The sequence below is a fragment of the Niveispirillum sp. genome, from assembly GCF_017996735.1.
In the GTDB taxonomy this organism is placed as follows: Bacteria; Pseudomonadota; Alphaproteobacteria; order Azospirillales; family Azospirillaceae; genus Niveispirillum.
This window is the reverse complement of the sequence record NZ_JAGOGJ010000101.1, coordinates 1-24,100: the sequence shown is the minus strand read 5'-3', so window position 1 is coordinate 24,100 and position 24,100 is coordinate 1. Positions and strand designations below refer to the sequence as shown.

20 protein-coding genes and 1 tRNA gene are annotated in these 24,100 nt (G+C 59.9%); 11 read left to right on the top strand and 10 right to left on the bottom strand.

What is annotated here, in order from left to right:
* Positions 1–84: 84 nt before the first annotated feature.
* From lysA to argH, 3 genes are read right to left on the bottom strand one after another with little or no spacing between them, the layout of a single operon-like run.
* The gene (lysA, locus tag KBA48_RS24110; RefSeq protein WP_292911204.1) at positions 85–1,368 is read right to left on the bottom strand and encodes a diaminopimelate decarboxylase; all 1,284 of its coding nucleotides are present in this window, start codon (positions 1,366–1,368) and stop codon (positions 85–87) included.
* Positions 1,368–1,529 carry a hypothetical protein gene (locus KBA48_RS24105; protein WP_292911202.1) on the bottom strand — a complete coding sequence of 54 codons (162 nt, stop codon included), beginning with the start codon at positions 1,527–1,529 and terminating at the stop codon, positions 1,368–1,370. Before KBA48_RS24105 ends, lysA begins: the two co-directional genes overlap by 1 nt.
* 26 nt (positions 1,530–1,555) lie before the next feature.
* Positions 1,556–2,974 carry an argininosuccinate lyase gene (argH, locus tag KBA48_RS24100; protein WP_292911200.1) on the bottom strand — a complete coding sequence of 473 codons (1,419 nt, stop codon included), beginning with the start codon at positions 2,972–2,974 and terminating at the stop codon, positions 1,556–1,558.
* An 82-nt stretch (positions 2,975–3,056) separates the two neighbouring features.
* On the opposite strand from argH, the gene KBA48_RS24095 reads away from it, so the two are divergent.
* Positions 3,057–3,650, top strand: coding sequence for a TlpA disulfide reductase family protein (locus tag KBA48_RS24095; RefSeq protein ID WP_292911198.1), 594 nt, complete (start codon positions 3,057–3,059; stop codon positions 3,648–3,650).
* Between the two features lie 15 nt (positions 3,651–3,665).
* On the opposite strand, the gene KBA48_RS24090 is transcribed toward KBA48_RS24095, so the two are convergent.
* On the bottom strand, positions 3,666–4,652 hold the full coding sequence (locus tag KBA48_RS24090) for a hypothetical protein (protein ID WP_292911196.1): 987 nt from the start codon (positions 4,650–4,652) through the stop codon (positions 3,666–3,668).
* 178 nt (positions 4,653–4,830) lie between these two features.
* Here KBA48_RS24090 and KBA48_RS24085 point away from each other — a divergent pair.
* Positions 4,831–4,906, top strand: a tRNA-Glu gene (locus tag KBA48_RS24085).
* Here the strand turns inward: KBA48_RS24085 and KBA48_RS33070 are convergent.
* The 6 genes from KBA48_RS33070 to KBA48_RS24050 form a co-directional block, all read right to left on the bottom strand.
* Positions 4,866–6,419, bottom strand: a complete 1,554-nt coding sequence (locus tag KBA48_RS33070) for a recombinase family protein (protein WP_367273869.1) — start codon at positions 6,417–6,419, stop codon at positions 4,866–4,868. The two genes, KBA48_RS24085 and KBA48_RS33070, sit on opposite strands and share 41 nt — an antisense overlap.
* 67 nt (positions 6,420–6,486) lie before the next feature.
* The gene (locus KBA48_RS24070) at positions 6,487–6,723 is read right to left on the bottom strand and encodes a hypothetical protein (protein WP_292911190.1); all 237 of its coding nucleotides are present in this window, start codon (positions 6,721–6,723) and stop codon (positions 6,487–6,489) included.
* Positions 6,724–6,800: 77 nt separating this feature from the next.
* Positions 6,801–7,232 carry a hypothetical protein gene (locus KBA48_RS24065; protein WP_292911188.1) on the bottom strand — a complete coding sequence of 144 codons (432 nt, stop codon included), beginning with the start codon at positions 7,230–7,232 and terminating at the stop codon, positions 6,801–6,803.
* A gap of 14 nt (positions 7,233–7,246) precedes the next feature.
* Entirely contained in the window at positions 7,247–7,939 is a 693-nt protein-coding gene (locus KBA48_RS24060) for a hypothetical protein (RefSeq protein ID WP_292911186.1), read from the bottom strand.
* Positions 7,926–9,467, bottom strand: coding sequence for a type IV secretory system conjugative DNA transfer family protein (locus KBA48_RS24055; RefSeq protein ID WP_292911184.1), 1,542 nt, complete (start codon positions 9,465–9,467; stop codon positions 7,926–7,928). Before KBA48_RS24055 ends, KBA48_RS24060 begins: the two co-directional genes overlap by 14 nt.
* A gap of 24 nt (positions 9,468–9,491) precedes the next feature.
* Positions 9,492–10,409, bottom strand: a complete 918-nt coding sequence (locus tag KBA48_RS24050; protein ID WP_292911182.1) for a hypothetical protein — start codon at positions 10,407–10,409, stop codon at positions 9,492–9,494.
* A 302-nt stretch (positions 10,410–10,711) separates the two neighbouring features.
* Between KBA48_RS24050 and KBA48_RS24045 the strand changes: the two genes are divergently transcribed.
* The 9 genes from KBA48_RS24045 to KBA48_RS24005 all read left to right on the top strand — a co-directional run bounded on the left by KBA48_RS24045 (position 10,712) and on the right by KBA48_RS24005 (position 23,701).
* Positions 10,712–11,422: a hypothetical protein gene (locus KBA48_RS24045; protein WP_292911180.1), complete on the top strand. Its 711-nt coding sequence runs from the start codon at positions 10,712–10,714 to the stop codon at positions 11,420–11,422.
* A 763-nt stretch (positions 11,423–12,185) separates the two neighbouring features.
* A complete protein-coding gene (locus KBA48_RS24040; RefSeq protein ID WP_292911178.1) occupies positions 12,186–13,280 on the top strand; it encodes a Fic family protein in 1,095 nt (364 codons plus the stop codon).
* Entirely contained in the window at positions 13,280–16,039 is a 2,760-nt protein-coding gene (locus tag KBA48_RS24035; RefSeq protein ID WP_292911176.1) for a DEAD/DEAH box helicase family protein, read from the top strand. Before KBA48_RS24040 ends, KBA48_RS24035 begins: the two co-directional genes overlap by 1 nt.
* A complete protein-coding gene (locus KBA48_RS24030) occupies positions 16,036–17,415 on the top strand; it encodes a restriction endonuclease subunit S (RefSeq protein ID WP_292911174.1) in 1,380 nt (459 codons plus the stop codon). The genes KBA48_RS24035 and KBA48_RS24030 overlap by 4 nt, the downstream gene beginning before the upstream one ends.
* A complete protein-coding gene (locus tag KBA48_RS24025; RefSeq protein WP_292911172.1) occupies positions 17,412–19,262 on the top strand; it encodes a DUF262 domain-containing protein in 1,851 nt (616 codons plus the stop codon). Before KBA48_RS24030 ends, KBA48_RS24025 begins: the two co-directional genes overlap by 4 nt.
* Positions 19,259–20,749, top strand: a complete 1,491-nt coding sequence (locus tag KBA48_RS24020) for a class I SAM-dependent DNA methyltransferase (protein ID WP_292911170.1) — start codon at positions 19,259–19,261, stop codon at positions 20,747–20,749. The genes KBA48_RS24025 and KBA48_RS24020 overlap by 4 nt, the downstream gene beginning before the upstream one ends.
* A gap of 2 nt (positions 20,750–20,751) precedes the next feature.
* Entirely contained in the window at positions 20,752–21,690 is a 939-nt protein-coding gene (locus KBA48_RS24015) for an ABC-three component system protein (protein WP_292911168.1), read from the top strand.
* A complete protein-coding gene (locus tag KBA48_RS24010) occupies positions 21,687–21,929 on the top strand; it encodes an ABC-three component system middle component 6 (protein WP_292911166.1) in 243 nt (80 codons plus the stop codon). Before KBA48_RS24015 ends, KBA48_RS24010 begins: the two co-directional genes overlap by 4 nt.
* Positions 21,926–23,701 carry an ABC-three component system protein gene (locus KBA48_RS24005; RefSeq protein ID WP_292911164.1) on the top strand — a complete coding sequence of 592 codons (1,776 nt, stop codon included), beginning with the start codon at positions 21,926–21,928 and terminating at the stop codon, positions 23,699–23,701. Before KBA48_RS24010 ends, KBA48_RS24005 begins: the two co-directional genes overlap by 4 nt.
* Positions 23,702–24,100: the final 399 nt, after the last annotated feature.

Here is a 24,100-nt window from a genome sequence, read left to right as displayed (position 1 = left end):
GGGATTGCTGGACGGGGTGGGGCGGGGCGGCATCTGTCGTTAAACCTTAGCAAGTCGCCCGACAGCCTACCCCGCTTTCACCGCTTAAGGGGAGAGCCAATCGGGCATGGTCTCCAGTGTCAGGCTGTCCTCGAAGCTCGGCCGGCGGCGCACCACCTCGAACCTGGCACCGGATACCAGCACCTCGGCCACCAATGGACGGGAATTATATGTCGAAGACATGGCGGCGCCATAGGCACCCGCCGTCAAAAACGCCAGCAGGTCCCCCGGCGCCACCGGCGGCATGGGACGCAGGCGGGCGAACGTGTCCCCCGTCTCGCACACCGGACCCACGATATCAGCATCGGCCAGGGGTGCGTCCGCCGCCGGCTGTGCCACAGGGATCACCGTATGCCAGGCCTCATACATGGCTGGGCGCACCAGATCGTTCATGGCGGCATCGACGATCAGGAAACGGCGGTGCAGCCCTTTCTTCACGAAGATGGTGCGGGTCAGCAGCAGACCGGCGGCGGCCACCAGCGACCGGCCGGGTTCCAGCGTGACATGGCAGCCCAGGTCACCCACCGTTTCGGCAATGGCCTTGGCATAGGCGGGATAATCGGGGGCCTGATCCTCCGGCTTGTACGGCACGCCCAGGCCGCCGCCCAGGTCGATACGGCTCAGCGGCACGCCCTGTGCCTTCAGATCACGCACCAGACCCGCCAGCTTGCCGAACGCCTTGCGGAAGGGCGTGGTCTTCAAAAGCTGGGAACCGATATGGACCGCGATGCCGACCGGATTGATCCCAGGCAAGGCCATGGCGCGGGCATAGGCCTCGCCCGCATGGGCGAAATCGATGCCGAACTTGTCTTCCTTGCGGCCCGTGGCGATCTTTCCATGGGTTTCGGCATCCACGTCGGGGTTGATGCGGATGGCGACGGGCGCTTCCACGCCCAGTTCCACCGCGACTTCCGACAGAACCTCCAGTTCGGGCAGGCTTTCGACATTGATCTGGTGGATACCGGCCTGCAGCGCTGCGACCAGTTCGTCCCGCGTCTTGCCCACGCCGGAAAACACGATCTTGTCGGCGGAAATGCCGGCGGCCAGCGCGCGGCGCATTTCGCCCACCGACACGACGTCACCGCCGGCGCCCAGCTGTGCCAGGGTGCGGATGACGGCCAGATTGGAATTGGCCTTCAACGCGTAGCAGATGGTCACATCATGACCGGCAAAGGCATCGGCATAGGCGCGCCAGGCGGCGGTCAGCCCCTCTGTCGTATAGACATAGGTGGGCGTGCCGACCGATGCCGCGATGGCGGACAGGGACACGCCCTCCGCATGCAGCGCGCCGTCGGTGTAACGGAAACCGGGAACGGGGAAGCAGGTCATTATTGCGGCTTCTCAGACGAAGGGTTGGCCGGCTTCGGGTCGCTGGCCGGATCGGGATAGGTCTTGGGCGGCGGGCTGCCCGGCGGGGCCTTGGGGAAATGCGGTTTCATTCCGCACCCGGCCAGCGCCAGAAGGGCGGCGACAAGGATGGCTGTGCGCATGGGCATGCTCCTTCCGGGGGTGTGGATCACAGAAACCGTTCCTTGGCCGCCGCCACCGCCGCACGGACACGCGACGGGGCGGTGCCGCCAAAGCTGGTGCGGCTGTTGACGGAGGCTTCCAAGGTCAGCACGCCATAGACGGCGTCGGTGATGCCGGGGTGAACCTCCTGCATCCGTTCCAGCGGCACCTCGGCCAAGCCCGTGCCGGCTTCTTCCGCCAGCTTGACGATGCGGCCCGTAATGTGGTGGGCGTCGCGGAACGGCACGCCCAGCGACCGGACCAGCCAGTCGGCAAGGTCGGTGGCCGTGGGGAAGCCCGCCTCCACCGCGCGGCGCATCGATGCCGGATCGGGCGTCAGGTCGCGGATCATGCCGGTGGTGGCGGCCAGACACAAAGCCAGCGTCTCATCGGCCATGAAGACCGGTTCCTTGTCTTCCTGCATATCCTTGGAATAGGCCAGTGGCAGACCCTTCATGACGATCAGCAGACCGTTCAGGGCACCGATGACCCGGCCCACCTTGGCGCGCACCAGTTCGGCCGCATCGGGATTGCGCTTTTGCGGCATGATGGAACTGCCGGTGGTGAACGCATCGGTCAGGCGGATGAAGCGGAACTGGCTGGTACACCAGATCACGATCTCTTCGGCCAGACGCGACAGATGGGTGCCGCAGATGCTGGCCGCGGCCAGGTAATCCAGCGCGAAATCGCGGTCGGACACGGCGTCCAGCGAATTGGCCGTGGGCCGGTCAAAGCCGAGTGCCGCCGCCGTCGCCTCCCGGTCGATGGGATAGGGGGTGCCGGCCAGTGCGGCAGACCCCAGCGGACATTCATTCAGCCGGGCGCGGGCGTCGCGCATGCGCGCACGATCACGGCCCAGCATTTCCACATAGGCCAGCAGATGATGGCCGAAGGTCACCGGCTGTGCCGTCTGCAAATGCGTGAAGCCCGGCATGATCAGGTCCGGGAACTGCTCTGCCCGGTCGATCAGGGCCGCCTGCAGCGCCTTCAGGTCGCCATCCAGCCGATCGAACGCGTCGCGCACCCACAGCTTGAAATCGGTCGCCACCTGATCATTGCGCGACCGGGCGGTGTGCAGGCGGCCGGCGGGCTCCCCGATGATCTCCTTCAGGCGGGATTCCACATTCATGTGGATATCCTCGTTCTCCACCGTGAAGGTGAAGCGGCCCTCGGCAATCTCGGTCGCCACCTGATCCAGCCCGGTCAGGATGGCGTCGCGGTCGGCGGCGCTGATGATGCCCTGGGCCGCCAGCATCGTGGCATGCGCCTTTGACCCTGCGATATCCTGCGCCCACAGCTTCTGGTCAAAGCCGATGGAGGCGTTGATCTGCTGCATGATGGCGGCGGGACCGGAGCCAAATCGCCCGCCCCACAGCGCGTTGGCGTCGGTTCCGGCGGCGGCGGTCTGGTTGCTTTTCTCGGTCATCGTCGTTCTGCGTCGGTTTACGGGGTTGACGGCGGGGCCATCGGGCACGAACTCTGTCGCACAAAGTTCGACAGAGGGCAGAATGGCGATTTTCCGACGCATCGCAACAATCGTGGCCGTGGGTACAGCAATTCTCTTAACGGGGGGCTGCGGCGAGAAGAAGGAAAGTTCCGCGCCGGCCACCGCGCCGACGCCCGCCGCCATGCCGGTTTTCCAGGGGGAGGCGCGCCCGTTTGTGGCCAGCCCCGACCGTCCGCCCCTGCCTCCCATGACCATCACCGACAAGGATGGCAACCCGGTCGACATGGCGTCGTTCAAGGGCAAGGCGCTGCTGATCAATCTCTGGGCCACATGGTGCGCGCCCTGCATCCGCGAAATGCCGGCGCTGGACCGGCTGCAGGCGGACATGGGCGGCGACAAGTTCCAGGTCGTCGCCATCTCCGTCGACCGGGGCGGGTTGAACGAGGTGGGGCCGTTCTTCGAGAAGGCGGGCATCAAATCCCTGCCCATCTATCTGGACCAGAAGATGACCAGCATGAAGGCCTTCCCCTTGAAGGAAGGCCTGCCGCTGTCGATCCTGGTCGATGCCGAAGGGCGCGAGGTCGGCCGTCTGGCCGGGGCCGCCCATTGGGACGGGGCGGAGGCCAAGGCCCTGATCGGGTGGGTGATGCGCTAAGGCCGTCGCCGCCCGTCACTTTCCCTGTCGGGCCAGTTTTTCCACCGCCGCCTTTACAATGGGTGCCGCCTTTTCCGCCGGCCAGGCGGCCATGTCGCGCAGATCGTGGGTCCGCCCGATCTCCTGCGCCACCAGATAGCCCAGGTAATAGCCCCGGCGCAGCGGCAGGTCGCCGCCCGCCGGATTGCGGCTGTTGGAGAAAAGCTCGAAGAACACGTCCTCCTCCTGGCTGTCCAGACGGGTCGCCAGATCGACCCAACTGTCAGCCAACCGCTCCCTCACCTTGCCCGCCATGCCGTCCGGGAAGGTCAGTAACAGTTCCGCCTCCGACGCGCCTTGGTTCAGGCGGCCGGCGACATAGGTGGCCAGCCCCTCGATCCAGAGCGAACACCACATTGCCTCGCACGGGCCCAGTTTTGCCTCATGCAGCACATGGAACAGCTCATGATGGAAGAATGGGGCTTCGCTGGTGAAATCCTTGTGCACGGCGGCCATCATGTCGGCCCCAAAGATCAGATAGCGCTTGCCGGCCAGATCGCGGGTGCCGCCATCCATCTGCCCCAGCGAATGCAGAAGATAGGTGGCGCGGTCGGACACGAAGCCGGGAAATGTCTCGCGGAACCGGGCCAAATGCTGTGACAGCTCCGCGTCGAACTGCGTCAGCTTTGCCTCGTATCCGGCGCGGATGCGGGGGAAGTTCTCAATGGCCTTTGTGATGCGCTTGTCGGCGCGGGCCAGCGCCTCGGCATCCGCGTCGGCCGGCGGGGCATAGAATTCCGGGAACAGCGGCACGATGTCGGTCTTGAAGCGGGCCACCCGCTGTTCAAGGGGCAGATCGGCCGTGGCATCGATGAAGCGCACGAAATCCCAACCCAGATTCTTTACCGTCAGCTCCCCCGTCGGCGCGTGCCTGGACGACAGATCGGCCGCTGCCGACGGCCCAGCGACGCCGGTGATCAGGGCGGTGGCAAGCAGCAGTCGGGACAGCAGAGGGAAGGACATCGGCTTTTCAATCTTCTTATGATCAGCGCCTGTTTAATGCCCGCCGGGACCGTTTCGGTGAAGCGCCAATTCATCCCGCCTGAAACGATCCAGCCAATGCGGCCCGGCGAAATGACGTGAAAAAAGTACTTGATCACATTCGGTAGATCGCATAGAAAGCGCGCCTCGCACGGCTCTAGTCCCCATCGTCTAGAGGCCTAGGACACCGCCCTCTCACGGCGGTAACAGGGGTTCGAATCCCCTTGGGGACGCCATCCTGCTTTCAGGGTGGTTCAGAGCATCTAAGAGCTTGAACGGTAAAGATAAATCAGTCGTTCTAAAGCCTTCGTTCCGCGTGTAGCGCAGACGGTCGGCAAAGGTCAGTTTCAGCACTGCCCGTTTATCCTCCAAACGATCAGAATTCCATAGTTTCCAAGGGCTTGATAGAAATTCGAGCGCCGTTCTAAGTGTGCCGTCAAAGCTGCTTTTGGGACGCCCCGCGTTTGCCATACGCTCCCGGATCAATAGCTTGTCCTCTTCGAGCTTACGGACCCGTTCCTCATAGGCTGCGATCACGCTTGGCACCCGCGCGTCCAGTATCCGTTCGAGCAGTTGTTCCACCTGCCCCTCGATCTTGACCAGTTGTGCGCTGAGCGCCTTCAACTCCGCCTCGCCCTGACGGGAGCGATGGTCCCACAAATCCTTGAACATTGCCGTGGCGACCTTGAACAGGGCGGCGCTGGGCGTCATGGCGTGCAGCAGCGTCTCGAACTCACCTTCGATGCGGTCGCGCCGGATCGACTTGCCGTAGCTGGGGCAGCCCCGTTTCGGACAGAGGTAGTAGGGATGAAGGCTGTGCGATCCCTTCGACCAGCAGGCCGTCAGCGGCGCACCGCAATCGGCGCAAGCGACGAAGCCCCGTAGCGGAAAGTCCTGGTTCAGGTTCTTGCGCATCGGTGCGCGCCCGATCCCTTTCAAGCGGTCCTGGATGCGCTGGTAGGTCTGGAAGCTGATGAGTGGTTCGTGCTGGCCGACGCGCAAGGACACATCCCATTCCGGAGCTTCGACGTACCCGGCATAGACCGGCTGGTTCAGAAGAACGTGGATGCGCTGGTGACGGATGCGCCCCCTGCTGTCCTTGGGGAACAGAGGGTGCTCTTGCAGGAAACGCATCACGTCGGCCTGCGTCTCGAAGCGGCCCGAGGCATAACCTTCAAGGGCTTCCTGCACGACAGAGGCAGCGGGTTCGTCGCGCTTGAGCATTCTGCCGCCGCCACTGACGCGCTCATATCTGTACCCGGTGGGAGCCTGGAACACCCAGAAGCCGTTCATGACACGGGCGCGCATCCGGTTGCGGGTCTGTTCGCCGTTCTTCTGGCGCTGGTGCTGTGAGACGCTGGCGAGCAGGTGTTCAACCAGGACAGAATCGGAATCGTCTCCGAACTCGATGGACGGCGATTCCAGAATGCCGCCTGCATTGGCGATGGCACCGCGCAATTCTATATGGGCTTGCAGACCGCGCGCCAGCCGGGACACGTCGTCGATGATGACGACGACACCGCTGTTACGGCGCTTGCGGATGAAGGCGAGCATCGCCTTCATGCCGGGACGGTCGATCAAGCTGCCGGACACATCGTCCTGAAACACCTCGATCACCTCATAGCCCTTCCGGCGTGCGAACTCGCGGCAGCGCGTTTCCTGCGACCGCAGCCCGTCGCCCAAGGTTGATTGCTTGATGCTGGAAACGCGGCAATAGATGACTGCCGCTCTTTGTTCCTTGTCGATCATGACGAATGCTCCTTTCCTTCTTTGTTCAATAATTGGCTGAATGGGTGATTTTATCATTGTCCAGCGCTTATCCGGACACGTCGTTGAATTCTCCGAACAACTGCCCACAGACATCGACGGTGAACCCCATCTCGACAAAGGTGTGCATGATCGACCAGAGCGTTTGCAGCAGTTCGGTTTCCTGGGCTTCCGTCAGGTCGAATTCGGCCAGCGCCGCACGGTAGCGTTCAGGATCGGGTTCAAGGGCCGGGCGCGGCCCGCCATTGAACTCCGCATCCTGTCTGTAATCATTTTTCTTACTCATGATAAACCTCCTTTCCCGCCGTACGGCGTCTGGTCAAAGAAGAGAAGATACCAGAACAAATAGAGAACAAACAAGAATTAATTCCTATTTTGTTCTCTTGTACTATTTCGCGACGTTCCGCCTCCAGCGGAGGGGCTGGACGGAAAGAAGCGAAAGAGGGTGCAGTAACTTCCCGGCGTGCGGACGGCACCGTTCCAGCCGACATACACGCAGCCCACGCGATCCTGACCGAGCGCCAGATGGGGCGTGCCGTACAGATGGACGGCCAACCACAACGCGGCCCAGGCGATCAGCCAGAGCGGCGGAACAGCGGTGAACGGATAGGGCTGCCGGACGGATATCAGCCGCCCGAAGCTCTCCGTCAGCGCGACCGCGCCGAGGAGTGCCAGATACCCGGCGATGACCATTGCCACGACGGAACCGTCGATGATCGTGACGATCCGCCACGCAATCACCAGCATGAGAATACCGGAGAAGATTTGACTGTTCTCCTGGGGACGACGCTGCATGGTCCTGTCCTCCGTCAATCGAGCGTGGGGCGTTTGCCGACCGGCGCACGTCCCGGCTGGTCCGGCGGGCGGGTTGCCGTTCCGGCTTCCGCGCCGCCGCGTGCGTAGGAGTCGAGTTCGTGCAGCCGCCGCACCATGTCCCGCGCCTGATCCTCGAAGGCGACTTCGGCCAGGACGGTGCGGGTGACGCCGCGATCCAGGATGATGTCGAAGGCGCGACGCACATGGTCGGGCTGCTGGCCGTAGCCGTTGGCGCGCGCCCGCTCTTCCGCCCGCGCCTCATCCAGACGTTCGCTGTGTTCGCGCATCAGGAAGCTGTGGGGGGTGTCGGCGCTGAAGTCGATCCAGCGGCCCTTGACCCGCAGACGGATGCGGCCCGGCGTGAATTCCCCCACCAGCCGGTTGGACCCGTGGGGTTTCAGGCCGTAGCCGCCCCGGAATCCGGCCAGGAAGCCGATGGACAGCCGGGTGCCGATCCCGGCAACCGTGATGCCCGCAATGGAGGCGACCACGCTTTGTCCCGTGGTCAACGACAGCGGGTTGACCGCCAGCACCAGCAGGAGCCACGCGCCCATGAAGGCCGCGAACACGACCCGGACGGCGATTTCGGTCAGATCGCCCAGGACATACAGCCAGCGCGGGGAATAATACCCGTAGCGCAGATGGCGGACCTCCGTCCCGGTCAAGGGGCGTTTACTGTTCGGCATGGAACGTCCCCCGGAAAAATTCGTGGGTGTCGTAGTTGACGCGCTGGAGGATCATCGGATCGTCCCCGGCCCGGATGACGAGCTGGCGGGCGAGGTGATCGTCGCGGGCGAAGAAGCGGCTGACCTCTTCCAGGGTCATCAAATCCTGGACCTCGACAGACCATGACTCGCCGTTGAGGCCCTGGCGTTCCCGGCCATCGGCGGACACGTCGGACCGGCGGGTGACGATCAGCGAGGTTTTCCCCAGCCGCCGCGATATCCAGTCCAGGGTGAAGGCGTCGTTGTTGCCGAAGAACTGAAGGACGCCCGCGTTGCCGAGGAAGGTTTCCCAGCGGTCGCGGTACAGCGCCTTCAACTGCGTCAAATCCTGGAGGATGGGCCAGAGCCGGACGCCGAAACCGGCAATCTGCCCGGCGGCATCCTCGACGGTCTTCAGGTGCCCCATGACGGGGAACTCATCCAGGCACATGAGGACCGGCGGCGTGGGCCGGACGGGAACGCGCTCCATCGCGGCCAGGGCCAGGTTGACGAACAGGCGGAACCAGCGGGAGCAGGTGCCCAGCCGCATCGCGGGCAGGCACAGATAGACGGTCATGCGGTCGCGCTTCAGGTCTTCCAGGTCGAAATCGTGCGCCTCCGTCACCGTCCGTATGGCCCGGTAGGACAGGAACTTGGCGTGCCGCCGCGCCGTAGAGAGGACGGAGCCGCGCTCGTCGCCGGGCTTCTCGAAGAAATCCGCCGCCCCTTCCTGGACGACGCCGAAGGCGGCATCGTTGCGGAGCATTTCCTTTTCCAGCGCCTTGAGGCTCGACGCGCCGCCGGAAACGGCCCCGCGCATGAGTAGCCGATGGACCGTGACGAGGGAGCGTTCCCCCTCATAGGCGTCATGGGTGGCGACATGGAGAATCAGCGTCTCTATCCAGTTGCGGGCGCTGTCGTCCCAATGGGAATCGCCGCTACCGGGGATCACGATGGCATCGGCGATCAGCCCGGCATCCTCGACCAGCGTCGGGCTGTCCGGCTTGAGGATCGTCATCGGGTTGAAGCCGCCCTGATAACCTGCGACGTGATCCCCGGCGATCCCGAACGGGTCGAGTCCGACGACGCGCTGCCCCAGCCTTCCGGCCCGGCGCGTTGCCGTGATGTTGAACAGTTCGGCCTTGGGGTCGGTGGCAAGCACGCTGCCCTCGTAATCGAGCAGCGTCGGTACGATGACGCAGCGCCCCTTGCCCGAACGGCTTCCGGCCACGAGGACGGCGTGCCGGTCGTCGCCGGAACCGACGCCGTGTCCGCCCATGACGTGGCGCTCGACGCGCCCGTCCGGCAGCGTCACCATACTGACGGTCCCGCCGATGACGCCCAGATGCAGCTTGTGCCCGGAGCGTTTCAGCGTATCGGATCGGACGATGGTATCCGGGTCGCGGAACTGCGCGCGCGGCAGGATGTGATCCTCCAGACGGGTTTCCACGCCGCTGCGCCGGGGTGCGCCGCGCGGAACGTCATCGAGCAGGGAGAAAGGGTGTGGCATGGCTGTCTCCTTGATCGTTCGCGCTCAATGGATCGTTTTGGTAGGCGGATGATTCCAGCCCGCGGCTTGCACGTCGGGCTTCGTAGGGAATACGGCAGGCACAGGGGCCGGGCTTCGCAGCAACCGCAGGAGAAGCGCGCACACCGCCTGAATCAGAAACGGGAGAAGCGACAGCAGGACGTTCAGGGTAAAACCGGGGTTGGCTTGGCCGAGGCTCGACAGCATCGCCCCCCAAGCGGCAAGGGATTGCCGATGAATGAAGCCGCTGCGCCCCTGGCTGACCTCTTCGACCCAATGGTTGAAGTACATTTCCAGCACGTCCGTCTGTTCCGCGAAATCGGGAACATGGACGCCCGCATCCTCCGCAAAGCGGTTCAGAACCCCGGCCTTGCTCCGCAAGGCGGCAATGATTTCAGGCAGAGGGATGGAAGCCCTCTCCGGACCATCCAGCGGCTTTACATGGGTCAACGCCCGGTCATAAGCTGCGCGCAGCGTGTCGCCCCTATCCGCCGCCTGGACAAGCTCGCGATAATGGTCCGTCATGTCCTGATCGAGGCGTTGCGCCCAGGCGCGCATAATCTCCGGATCTTGGGCTCTCGTGGAGACGAACCAATCGCCCCAAAACGCATCGTTCGCCGCGTAGGTCTTCATCAGCGGCAGAGGCGCAGCCAGCAACAGCAGAGCCGCAAATATCCCCTCCAGCAACGGACGGGGAATCCGCGTCTGGAATCCGAGAACGAGGAAGATGCAGGCCGTCGCACTGGTGATGGCCGCCGCAGCGACAGGAACGGCCACGTGGCCCAGCGGGTTGTGAGCGCCGTCCATGTTGCCCCACAGGCTGAACCCTTCCACGAGGATGGAGGCGCTCCACAGGGCCGCCAGCAGGATGACAGCGACAACCGAATGGATGAGCCATTGCCGGGACGGAGCAAACGAGATCATGGAAACCCCCTTTCAGAAGCAGCCTGGAAGACCGTCGCGAAGGCGGGACGGATTCCCGCTTTTGGTCAGCGTCAGGTCATCGAGGAGGGGGCGAAGTGTGCATCTTCATGATGGGGCCTCGGTCAACGCCGGGAAAGCCCCTAACCGCGCCGTTTAAGGCGGGAATGCAGAAGATGAAGCCGGAAAGCTCGCAGATCGTTGGAATTCATGGGGTTTTGCGAAGCTGTATAGCAACGGCACGGCTGGCCTTCCGGCCTGGGATATGAGAAGAAGCAGCTTTCTTTCCCTCATGCGGGTACGGCATGGCGTTGAAGACGGACAAGGCAGGGAAGCTGATCCCCTTCGCCAAAATCCCCGATAAGGCAGTGCTGCGGATACTGTATGGTTTCGCGCGCGGGGAAGCGGTTGCCCCGTTAGCCAAGAGCGCCGGTATCAGCGAGCGGACCTGCCGTTCCGTCGTCCTGGCCGTGCGTCACCGGCTGCTGCGGCCTCGGTTTCACCGCTGGAGCGTCTTCCTACCGGCCCTGCTGATCCTGGACGAGGACGCCTATACCGGTGCCATGGGCCGCGTCCTTGCCTATCTGGCGAAATGCTATTTCAACCGATCCTGCCAATCCAACTACCAGCAGGGCCTACGCGAAACCCGCGCCTGCCGATCATGTCCAATCGAAAGGCTGGACTTCCTGAGCGAGTCCGAGCGAGACGCCGCCCGCTATCACATCGACCTCATCCGGGGCTTCTATGGCCTGCTTGGTATCCGGGCGGAAACCCATCTGCCGCCGCTCACCGTGTTCCAACTCCGCTATCGTCACATGATGGTCGTCGGCGAAGCATTCGAGGCCAGCCGCCGCGCCCCCGACGCCATGGCCGACATGAAGGACAAGGGCGAGCGATCAGCCTGGACGCTATATCAGGCACTGGTCAAGGAACTGACCGACGATCCGCTGGTGCGCGCCGATCCGCCGCTGACCAAGTTTGAGCAGGTCTACGGGTATTTGTCCGGCGTGGATTGAGGGCGATCACCACGGCATGACTTCAGAACCGCTGCGCGCAAGATGTGTGTTGTACTACAACACGCATCTTGGCAAGGGGGCCCGCTGCGCGCCCCCGTTGCATCCCCCCGGCCGTGGTGCGGTCCCGGCATCGAGCCTGGGCCGCACCATTGAACCGTATCGCCGGTTCATCACTCGCGCCGCGCCCCCAACCGGCCCATAGGGGCCAAGGCGGGCGTCGGCGATCAGGGGAGCACCCGATACCCCCATTGCGAGGGGGCCTGTCGCCGCCCCCTTCGATCCCCTCGACCAAGGAGCGGTCACGCCCCTTGGAACCCCGTCATGGCGGGAGACGCCGCTCTCCCGCCCATCGGCCAACCCTGCGCGGATTGGATGCGCGCAAGCCCGCCGATGGCTGGCCTCCGGCCAAGCCTCAGCCTTAGATGCGATGCTGTTGTCTGTGGTTTGTTTTCATCAGTGCTTTGCTACCCGCCAAAACTTGCGCCTTTCCTTTTTGGAAGGGATCGCTGTCGCCGCAAAAATTGCTCGACAGGTTGTACGAAGTGTTCGTCTTGAGCCGAGATTCCAGCGTCGCCGCCTCGTGGGGCCGCATCTATGTCCGTAGTCTGGCGGATGATCTAACTATTGCAGCAGACTGCTATCTATGCGAGATATCTGACGAACAACATCACTCCTAGGGCGTGTTAAGGGCCGGTGATTTCGGTATACATGTCCTGTGGAAAATGTTAAGAGATGGTGATATTTTTAACGCATTGCTCAGGACATGTTAAAACCCATTTACGCTATCCCAGACCTCCCGCCGCAGGTGAACCTGGAAACGGTTCCGGTACTGAAGGCGCTTGCGCGGGCGAACCGCGCCCTCGCGGAACTAAAGGGGCGCGCGGCGACCATCCCCAATCAGGGCATCCTGATAGACACGCTCTCCCTGCAAGAGGCAAAGGCTAGCTCCGAGATCGAAAACATCGTCACGACGCAGGACGAGTTGTTCCAGGCTGACCTCCACCTCGAAGGGGTGGACTCCCCTGCTGCTAAAGAGGTCGCCCTTTACCGCGACGCCGTAAAGCTCGGATACGACCATCTCCGCCAATCCGGCGGGCTCATCACGAACCGCACCTTGATCGAGATGTTCCGCCTGCTGAAACGGCGGGATGGTGGCTTTCGCGTGACACCTGGCACGGCGCTCAAAAACGATTCCACCGGCGAGGTGGTTTACGTCCCGCCGCAGGATGCACGCGAGATTGAGGCAGCTATGGTCGCACTGGAACGCTTCGTCAACCAGGACGAACTGTCTGCACTTGATCCACTCATCAAGATGGCGCTGATCCATCACCAGTTTGAGAGCATCCACCCGTTTCCCGATGGTAACGGACGAATTGGACGAATCCTGAACGTGCTCTATCTCACGCGCGCCGGGCTTCTCGAAATTCCGATCCTCTATCTTTCGCGCCATATTACGCGCACGAAGGCGGATTACTATCGCCTTCTGCAAATGGTTCGCACGCAAGGTGCATGGGAAGAGTGGGTGCTCTACATGCTGGGGGCAGTGGCGGAGACAGCGCAAACCACCCTCGCGCTTGTCGAAGGGATGCGCGTCCAAATGGCCGCCGCTAAAAAGCGGATGCGCGACGAAGTGCCGAACCTGTATTCGCAGGACCTCCTCAATAACCTTTTCCGTCACCCTTACACACGCATTGAGTTCGTGGTGAAAGACCTAGGTGTTTCGCGCCAGACAGCGGCGAAGTATCTCGACCTGCTGGCGGAGAAAGGCTTCGTCGCCAAGCACCGCTCGGGCCGGAGCAACTACTACGTCAACGAGGCGCTCGTGCGTCTGTTCCTCGATGTATCAGGGGGGCGGTGATGAACGCAGCGAACCAGAACCCCGAACAAGTCGCCCGCGACCAGATTGATGCACACCTGGCAGAGGCAGGCTGGTGTGTTCAGAACATGAAGGACCTCGATTGGTCCGCCGGACAAGGCATCGCCGTTCGAGAGTATCAGACAGACACCGGCCCCGCCGACTATGCCCTCTTTGTGAACCGCAAGGCCGTGGGTGTGATCGAGGCGAAGCCCAAGGATTGGGGCCACAAAATTACGACCGTTGAGGAACAATCCTCCGGCTACGCCGCTGCTAAACTCAAGTGGGTCAACAACAAGGACCCTCTGCCTTTCATTTATGAAAGCACGGGTGTCATCACACGTTTCACCGATCAGCGTGACCCAAAGCCCAGGTCGCGGGAGGTGTTCACCTTCCATCGGCCTGAGACGATGGCAGAATGGCTTGCCAAGCCCAAATCGCTCCGCGCACGGCTCCACGACATCCCGGCACTTGATCCAAACGGTTTGCGTGACTGTCAGGTCACCGCAATCCAGAACCTCGAAAAGTCCTTCCGCGAGGATCGACCGCGCGCCCTTGTGCAAATGGCGACCGGTTCGGGCAAGACTTTCACCGCCATCACCTCCGTCTATCGCCTCCTGAAGTTCGCGGATGCCAAGCGTATACTCTTCCTCGTGGACACGAAAAACCTCGGCGAACAAGCCGAGCAGGAGTTCATGTCCTACGTCCCGAACGACGACAATAGGAAGTTCACCGAGCTGTACAACGTCCAGCGCCTGCGCTCTCCGCACGTCGCGGGCAGCAGTCAGGTCTGCATCAGCACGATCCAGCGCATGTACTCGATCCTGAAGGACGAGCCACTGGACGAAGCAGCCGAAGAGGACAACCCCGCCGAACGGCTTGTGCGACCCAAGACGCCCATGCCGGTCGTCTATAACCCGAAAATCCCGCCCGAGTTCTTCGACTTCATCATCATCGATGAATGCCACCGTTCGATCTACAATCTGTGGCGACAGGTGCTGGAGTATTTCGACGGAACCCTGATCGGCCTCACCGCAACGCCCGACAACCGCACCTATGGATTTTTCCACAAGAATGTGGTGAGCGAGTACGGCCACGAACGCGCCGTGGCGGATGGCGTCAATGTCGGCAATGAGGTCTATGTTATTGATACGCAGATCACGCGCCAGGGTGCGCGGATCAAAGCCGAGCAGCAGGTCGAAAAGCGTGAACGCCTGACGCGCCAGAAGCGCTGGGAGCGCCAGGACGAAGAGGAGCAGTACGCCGCTGCACAGCTTGATCGCGCGGTGGTCAACCCGGACCAAATCCGCACCATCATCCGCACATTCCGCGATCAACTCCCGGACATCTTCCCCGGTCGCGAGGAAGCGCCGAAAACGCTCATTTTCGCCAAGACAGACAGCCACGCCGACGACATCATCAACATCGTCCGCGAGGAGTTCGGCCAAGGCAACGACTTCTGTAAGAAGATCACTTATCAGGCGACCGAAGACCCGAAATCCGTGCTCGCGCAGTTCCGCAACGGCTACAACCCACGCATTGCCGTCACCGTTGACATGATTGCCACGGGCACGGATGTGAAGCCGCTTGAATGCCTGCTCTTCATGCGTGATGTGAAAAGCCGCAATTACTTCGAGCAGATGAAGGGGCGCGGTACACGCACGCTGGACGCCGACAGCCTCCAGAAAGTAACGCCTTCCGCCAAGACGGCCAAGACACACTATGTCATCGTCGATGCCGTCGGCGTCACCAAGTCCTGCAAGACCGCCAGCGAGCCGCTTATCACCAAGCCTCATGTGCCGTTGAAGGACCTCGCGACCGGCATCATGATGGGCGCGCGGGACGAGGACACCGTTAGCTCCCTCGCTGGACGATTGGCGCGTCTGGACAAACAGCTCGACGACAAGGATCAGGCGCGGATCAAGGACGCCGCAGGCGGTGTTTCCCTGAATGAGATCGTCCGCCGTCTATTTGATGCCATTGATGCAGACCGTATTGAGGCGGAAGCCGCCAGGGCGTCGGGTGGGGCCGAACCGACAGAAGCGCAGCGCGATGCCGCGCGTGACAAACTGGTCGGACACGCGGCCAATGTTTTCACGGGACCGCTCATCAACCTGATCGACGGCATTCGCCGCGAAAAAGAACAGACCATCGACCACGACAACCTCGACACGGTTCTGTCAGCGGGGTGGAGCGGCGATGCAAAAGAAAATGCCGAGGCTATGGCGAAGGATTTCGCGGCCTACTTGGAAGAAAACCGCGACGAAATCGAGGCGCTGTCCATATTCTTCAGCCAGCCAGCCCGCCGCTCAGCCGTGACGTATGCCATGATCAAGGCATTGCTGGATGCGCTCAAGGCCGACCGGCCCAAGCTTGCGCCGCTCCGCGTTTGGCGGGCTTATGCCCTGCTGGATGAGTACAAAGGTGCTGACCCGGTGAACGAGCTGACCGCGCTTGTCGCGCTGATCCGTCGTGTCTGCGGCATCGACCCGAAACTCGCACCCTATGCCGACACGGTGCGGCGCAACTTCCAAAACTGGATTCTGAAGCGCCACAGCGGCGCGGGGGAGAAATTCACGGGCGAACAGCTCGACTGGCTGCATATGGTCCGCGACCATATCAGCACCTCCATTCACATCGAGCGCGATGACATCGACATGGCCCCATTCAACGCCAAGGGCGGCCTTGGGAAGATGCATCAGCTTTTTGGGGCGAACATGGATAAGCTGATTGAAGAACTAAACGAGGCGCTGGCGGTATGAGCCATTTCTCCGAGATTCCGTTGCCTCCTACCTGGGCGACCGCGCCCATAGAAAAAGTTGCAGAAATCAATCCCGGTCTGAAAAAGTCGGGGATAGATGACCGGCTCGCAGTTGCCTTCGTGCCAATGCCGGCTGTCGAAGCAGAAAGCGGTCGAATGGATGTTTCGGCAACCCGTCCCTTTGGTGAGGTTAAGAAAGGCTACACGGCGTTCTGTGAAGGCGATATTTTATTCGCGAAGATCACACCCTGCATGGAAAACGGGAAGATGGCCGTCGTTCCAGCCCTAAGAAACGGGCTCGGTTTTGGGTCAACCGAATTTCATGTCCTGCGGCCACGAAAAGGCATTTCCGCGCAGTATCTCTATTATTTTGTGTCCGCTCAGCAGTTCCGTCGTGATGCCGAACACAACATGACCGGCGCTGTCGGTCAGCGCCGCGTACCGATGCCATATCTTGCACAGCATTCGATTCCAATTCCGCCGGAGCCCGAGCAGCGTCGCATCGTCGCCAAGATCGAGGAACTGTTCTCCGAACTCGACAAGGGCGTCGAGAACCTCACTATCGCGCGCAAACAGCTTAAAGCCTACCGCCAAGCTATTCTTAAAGCCGCCTTTGAGGGTAAGCTGTGCAACGCGAGCATCGCCCAAGGAAACTCTTGGACCGCGCGCCCTCTTGGAGGGTTAATCGAGTTTTTGACGTCTGGCTCCCGGGGGTGGGCAGACTACTATTCCAAACATGGCGACATATTTATCAGGGCGCAGAATCTGAAACACGATAGGCTAGACCTTACTGACATCGCGTATGTACGACTCCCCCAAGGTAATACCGAAGGTGTGCGAACCCGTGTTCGTCAAGGTGATGTTCTGATCACAATCACTGGGGCCAATGTGACCAAGACCGGACTGGTTGATACCGAACTTGGGCCCGCCTACGTGAGTCAACACGTTGCGCTTTGTCGTCTGACTGACGACCTTCAGCCGGAATTCTTATACTGGTATCTACTTTCCGAGGCTGGCGGTCGTAGGCAACTTAATGAGGCCGCATATGGTGCTGGAAAGCCCGGATTGAGTCTCGAAAACATCCGAAACGTCGTTGTCCCTGTGCCGTCGGTCTGTGATCAAAAACTAGTCGTTAGCGAAATCAAAAGATTGATAGAGGGCCAACAGCAGACGGATGCGGAAATCGAAGTCGAACTCGCTCGCGCAGAAGCTCTGCGGCAGTCGATTCTAAAGCGCGCGTTTTCCGGTCTTCTCGTTGCGCAGGACTCGGAGGATGAACCGGCTTCGGTCTTGCTGGAGCGTATTCGTGCGGAACACGACGAAGGCAGAACGACAAAGCGGCGGAACAACAAGAACGGCAAGAAGGAGGCCGCATGAGCACTTTCGACAGTACTAAGACCCCCTTGCCGGATATCATTCGTCAGATCACCGAAGGCAAGGTGCAATTGCCTGATTTCCAGCGCGGCTGGGTATGGGACGATGAGCATGTGCGCTCGCTGCTGGTGAGCGTGGCCCGTTCCTTTCCCGTAGGTGCTGTGATGCTGCTGGAGACGGGCGGCGACGTTCGCTTCCAGGTTCGCCCGATTGAGAACCTCACTTTCGAGGGCAAGCTGCCAGAACCGGAGCGCCTTATTCTCGACGGCCAGCAGCGGCTCACCACGCTGACACAGGTGCTGGCATTGCGTGACCCCGTAAAGACCTTCGATGAGAAGGGCCGCGCGATAGATCGCTACTATTACATCGATATTCGGCGCGCGCTCGAAGACGATGCGCTTGAGGATGCCTTCATAGCGGTTGAGGCGGATCGCAAGGTCAAAACCAACTTCGGCAGAGACGTAATTCTGGACCTTTCCTCGCCCGAGAAGGAGTGCGAGGCGTTCTACTTCCCATGCAATCAGATTTTGAACTCTGATCGTTGGGAGGAAAGCCTCCAGGAGTACGCTTCCGATAAATTCGGCGCGTATATGAAGTTTCGCACGAAAGTGCTCTCCGCCTTCCGCTCCTATCAGCTTCCCGTCATCTCCCTTGGCAAGAACACCAGCAAGGAAGCGGTCTGCCTCGTGTTTGAAAAGGTGAATACGGGGGGCGTCCCGCTCTCAGTATTCGAACTTGTCACCGCAAGCTTCGCAGCAGATAATTTCAACCTGCGGGATGACTGGTATGGAAGCAAGCTGCGCAAGAAGACCGGCAGGGTCGAGCGGCTCAAGAAAGAAGCCGTTTTAGAGGTGGTCGAGCCGACCGATTTTCTGCAAGCCATATCGCTTTTGCAGACATATGAATGCCGTCAGCAAGACATTGCGGCAGGCAAGACTGGAAAATCGATCTCAGCGGTCAGTGCGAAGCGCGCCTCGGTTTTGGCGCTCTCGTTGGGGGCCTATCACAAATGGGCCGATGATGTTGAGCAAGGTTTTATCCTTACGGCACGCTTCCTTCGCAAGCACTGCTTCTTCGCCTCCCGTGATCTCCCGTACCGCACTCAGCTTGTACCTTTGGCCGCTGTGCTGGCCACGCTTAAGGAGCGCTGGCTTGAGCCACGCATCTTCGACAAGCTCTCGCGCTGGTATTGGTGCGGCGTGTTCGGGGAGCTTTACGGCGGTGCGGTCGAGACCCGGGTGGCGAACGACCTTGAAGATTTGTTGGCTTGGATTGCGGATGAAGGCGCAGAACCGCGCACGATTTATGATGCGGCCTTCCAGCCGACACGTTTACTTACGCTGCGCTCCCGATTGAGCGCGGCCTACAAGGGCCTGAACACGCTGATCCTGCGTCAAGGATCGCGTGACTTTTTCTGGAAGGCCACGATCCAGGAACTCGATCACGATGAAGTGGCACTGGACATCCACCACATCTTCCCCAAGGTATGGTGCGAAGCGGCCAGCATCAAACCTTCCGTTTTTAACTCAATCGTCAATAAAACGCCGATTTCGTATAAAGCCAATCGAATGATCGGCGGCAAGGCTCCGTCGGATTACCTTGCGGCGATCCAGAGCCACAAGCAGGTTGGGCTCGGTGATGCCGCCATGGACGAGATTCTACGCAGCCATCATATCGACCCCGCGACCATGCGCGCCGATGATTTTGAGCGTTTCTTTCAGGTCCGCCTGGACGCCTTGCTTCGCCTTGTCGAAGAAGTAATGGGCAAGACGATTGACCGGGCAAATCAGTCCCTAACGACAGCGGAAGGCGTGATCGACGATGAGTCTTCCGAGATGGAGGCCGCATGAGCACTGCACCTATCGTTTCCAAGGTTTGGAGCTTCTGCAACACCCTGCGCGATGACGGTGTGGGCTATGGCGATTACCTTGAGCAACTCACTTATCTGATCTTCCTCAAGATGGCGGATGAGTATGCCAAACCGCCCTATAGCCGCGATGTCGGAATCCCTGAGAAATATTCCTGGCCGAAGCTGAGGGCCAAGCGTGGCGCGGAGCTGGAGGGGCATTACATTGAGCTGCTGCGCGAACTTGGCAAGCGGAAGGACGTGCTGGGGCAGATTTTCACTAAGGCGCAAAACAAGATTCAGGACCCGGCCAAGCTCTATCGCCTCATCGACATGATCGACGAGGTGCAATGGGTGAGCATGGAGGCGGACGTCAAAGGCGACATCTATGAGGGCCTCCTCGAAAAGAACGCCGAGGACACCAAATCCGGCGCGGGCCAATATTTCACGCCGCGCCCGCTCATCAAGGCGATGGTTGAGTGTATGCGCCCGGAACCTGGAAAAACCATCGCTGACCCCGCCTGTGGGACGGGCGGGTTTTTCCTCGCAGCCTATGACTTCTTGACCGACCCGGCCAACTACCAGCTCGATAAGGCGCAGAAGGCGTTCCTGAAGCACAAGACGTTCAACGGGAATGAGATTGTCGCGGGCACACGCCGTCTGTGCCTGATGAACATGTTCTTGCACAATATCGGGGAGATCGATGGCGATGTGCTCATTTCTCCTAACGATGCACTTGTTGCTGCCAGTGCGCAGAGCTTCGACTACGTGCTCGCCAATCCCCCGTTCGGCAAGAAAAGCTCCATGAGCTTCACCAACGATGCAAGGGAGGAAGAGACCGACGAACTGACCTACAACCGTCAGGATTTCTGGGCAACGACCTCAAACAAGCAGCTCAATTTCGTTCAGCACATCCGTTCGATGCTGAAGGTGACGGGTCGTGCTGCCATCGTCGTGCCGGACAACGTCCTATTTGAGGGAGGCGCGGGCGAAATCGTTCGCCAGAACCTGCTGAAGACGACGGACCTGCATACGATCCTGCGCCTGCCGACCGGCATTTTCTACGCCCACGGCGTGAAGGCAAACGTCATCTTTTTTGACAACCGCGAAGCCAGTAAAGACCCATGGACGAAGGACGTCTGGTTCTACGACTACCGGACCAACATCCATCACACGCTGAAAAAGAAGCCGCTTCGCTACGAGAACCTCGCCGAGTTTGTCGAGTGCTACAATCCGAAGAACCGTCACAAGCGCGAGGCAACCTGGGATGCCGAGAAGAACCCCGAAGGCCGCTGGCGCAAGTTCACCTATGAAGAATTGACGGCGCGCGACAAGACGAGCCTCGATGTCTTCTGGCTGAAGGACAAGAGCCTTACCGACCTCGATAATCTGCCCGAGCCAGACGAGTTGGCGGAGGAGATTATTGAGAATCTGGAAGCGGGTCTGGCGAGCTTCCGTCAAGTGCTGGCGGGGCTTGGGAAGGTGGTTTAGCCATGAGCGCTTCACCTCTGGATTATCACTATAAAATTGCGCTGCGGCTCAAACTCCGGCAGTCTTCCGGTGATGCCTTTCAGGATTTTTTCTCCACCGTGATGGAAAAGGGCCACGGCGACGACTTTGTGCGTGTGCGGCCATTCGGACAGAAGGGCGACAAGGGCTGTGACGGTTATCTCCAGTCAAGCGGACAGCTTTTTGCCTGCTATGGGGCGGTAAATGGCGACAAGGGAAAAGTCGATTATCTGATCGGGAAGATGGATGACGATTTCGCCAAGGCCAAAAGCCACCTGAGTGGAATAGTGAAAGAGTGGCACATGGTCCACAATCTTGTGGATGGCCTACCGGTAGAAGCAATTAACAAGCTGGATGAATTCAAAAAGGCCAATCCGGGCATCGCGTTTGGCTTTGTTGGCCTCGAAGGTATCGAGGGACGCATCGCGCAACTCAGTTCCGTCATCGTGGCCGAGCTTCTCGGGCCGCAGGCAACAAACAAGGATGCGCAGGCAATGCAGCCAGCAGAGCTGCAATCGCTTATAAATGGAATCATATCGGGTGTTGCTGCCCGCGTGCCCGCGTCAGGGGCGATTACGCCAGTGCCATCCGACAAGCTGGAGGCTAACAACCTTCCCAATCACTGGCATCAGATGATCGAAAATGGATGGAATAACGCATATTTTGTAGCGGAGTATTTTGGGCGGCATCACAATCCGTTGATTGGCGAGCACATTGCGTCCCTGTTCCGGGAGCGCTATCAGTATCTGCGTGCACAGGCAATTACTCCAGAAGGTATCATGGATAGCCTTTACGAATTTGTCGCAGGAATTGGAACCGTACCGCCAGCCCGGCAGGTAGCCGCGCAAGCACTGCTTGCGCACCTATTTGAAAGCTGTGACATCTTTGAAAACATAACGGCTGGAGCTGGAGCTGGAGCATGATACTTCCGGCCAAGCACTTAAAGCAAGATCGCGCGCTAATTGGCGTTGGCAGTGAAGTCCTCGCTGCTTTGACGGGAGAGAAAACCGTTTCCGAGCTATGGGAGGCGGTCCAGCGGCGACGTTCGCACGGGGTCAGCCCGCTCTCCTTCGACTGGTTTGTCCTAGCGCTGTCCTTTCTGTTTGCGATTGATGCCGTCAGCTTTAAGAATGGTATACTCACCAAGCGGGGTGAGTCATGATAATCAATAGTATTAGTAGTTCACTTGTCACTTTCAAGCGTGTGCAGTTTCATGCAGGCTTGAACGTCCTCCTTTCGGACAAACACGTCGAGGCAACTGAAGGCCAGACCCGCAACAGTGCGGGCAAAACAAGCCTCGTTGAAATACTTCATTTTCTGATGGGCGCTGATTGCGATAAAGGCAGCATTTTTAGGTCCGACGCTTTGAATGAGCACTTCTTCCAGATATCTTTCAATTTGGGCGATTCAGAGATTTGCGTTGAGCGCACTGGATCGCAGCCATCGCGCATCTACATCGTGCGTGGCCTGGAAGGACGCCAAGACCTACCCATAAAAATTGAGAAAGAATCCGAACGGCTATTTATTTCAAATGAGAATTGGAAGGCGTTTCTCGGTCATGAGCTTTTTGGCCTCCCCCTCAATCTTGTCGGGACTGAGTTTGACCAGTCCTACACGCCGTCCTTTCGTTCGCTGATTTCCTATTTTATGCGCCGTCATAACTCTGGCGGATTTATCAGCCCTGAGCGTCAAGCGGAGAAGCAGCAGCGCTGGGATTGGCAGGAAAATGTCTCGTATCTACTCGGTTTGGATTGGCGCATCTCTTTTGAGTTCCAGAAAGTCCGCATGCGGGAAAACGCGCTTGAGGAACTGAAGAAAGCGGCTAAAGGGGGGGCCCTCGGTGCGGTCATCGGCACCGTCGCCGAACTGCGACCCAAAGTGACGGTCGCAGAGCGCAATGCGAAGCAGCGGCGCGAACAGCTCGATAATTTCCGGGTTCTTGAGTCTTATGGCGAACTTTCGAGACGGGCGGCGCGCGCTAAGACTGAGCTACAATCTATAAGCCGCGAAAACGTCAGCCTCAATGAAACGCTGAATCATCTCCAGTCTGTACTGAGCAGCGAAGCGCCGCCAGAAGCCTCGCTGCTAGAGCAGATGTACGCCTCGGCGGGTATCGAACTGCCTGGGGTTGCGATGAAAAGGCTTGAGGACGTTCAGGCGTTCTACAAGTCGGTCGTCGAAAATCGTGCAATGCATCTGCGTCGAGAGATTGATGAGACGACGGACCGCCTGCAACAGAACGAAGCACGTGCCGCTACCCTGGATGCCGAGCGGCAGGATGTCTTGAAGACATTGGAGAGCCACGGCGCGTTGGAAGACTTTCTGCGTTTGCAGCGCGAACTTGCGACCTTAGAGGCCGAAGCGGCGACGCTCCGTGAGAGGTACAAAGCCGCCCTGGTATTGGAAGGCGAGGCAACGCAGCTCGATATTGATCGAGGAAATCTGCACAGGCGCGTTCAGCAAGATTTGCAGGAGCGCAAGGAGCGACTGGATAAAGTCATTTTACTTGTCAATGATATAATTTCCTCTCTTTACGATGATAGAACAGGAAATTTTGAGATTAGTGCAACCGACAGGGGGCCAAATTTCAAGATTTCTATTGAAGGTGACCAAGGTGGTGGCATCGCCAGCATGGAAATTTTCTGCTTCGATTTGGCGCTTTTCACTTTATTGTCGAGCGAAAGTCGTGGGCCTGGTTTTCTTGTGCATGACAGCCACCTTTTTGACGGTGTGGACGAACGGCAAATCGCGAAAGCGCTCGCGCTTGGCCATCAATCAACATCTGGAAAACCTCTGCAGTATATTGTTACCATGAATTCGGATATATTTGATCGGCTTCCACTGGACGATAAGTTCAAACGAGAAGAAGTAGTTTTGGGGACGCGTCTTTCCGATAGGACGGCGTCGGGCGGTCTCTTCGGCACTCGTTTTTGAGTCGTTTTAGCGCGTAATTAAATTGTTTACATCATCTTGGGCCGGGCTCTGGTGAGCGTGCCGGTGGTCCCATGTGTCCTGCATCTTTCCTCCGCGAACTCCATTCAGTCACCAATAGCAGAATTGGCCTAATCTTGCGTTCGCAAAGGGGGCCTTGCCCCCGCCAGCGTCAAGACTTCCCCGCTGACGCGGGCGGACGGCGCGGTATCCCCGGCCTTCCTCCCGATGGTCGTGCAGGCCGGGTGATCCCCCTCCGCGCCGTCCGGTCTTGAGTAAGCGTCAGCTGTTCCCCGCGTCTTTTTTGTTTTTGAGGCGTTTAGCGGCAGCGTTTCTGCGGTTTGCGATGCGGCTGAGGGCGTATTGCATCGGGATTTCATCGATGGTGTCGGGATCGTACTC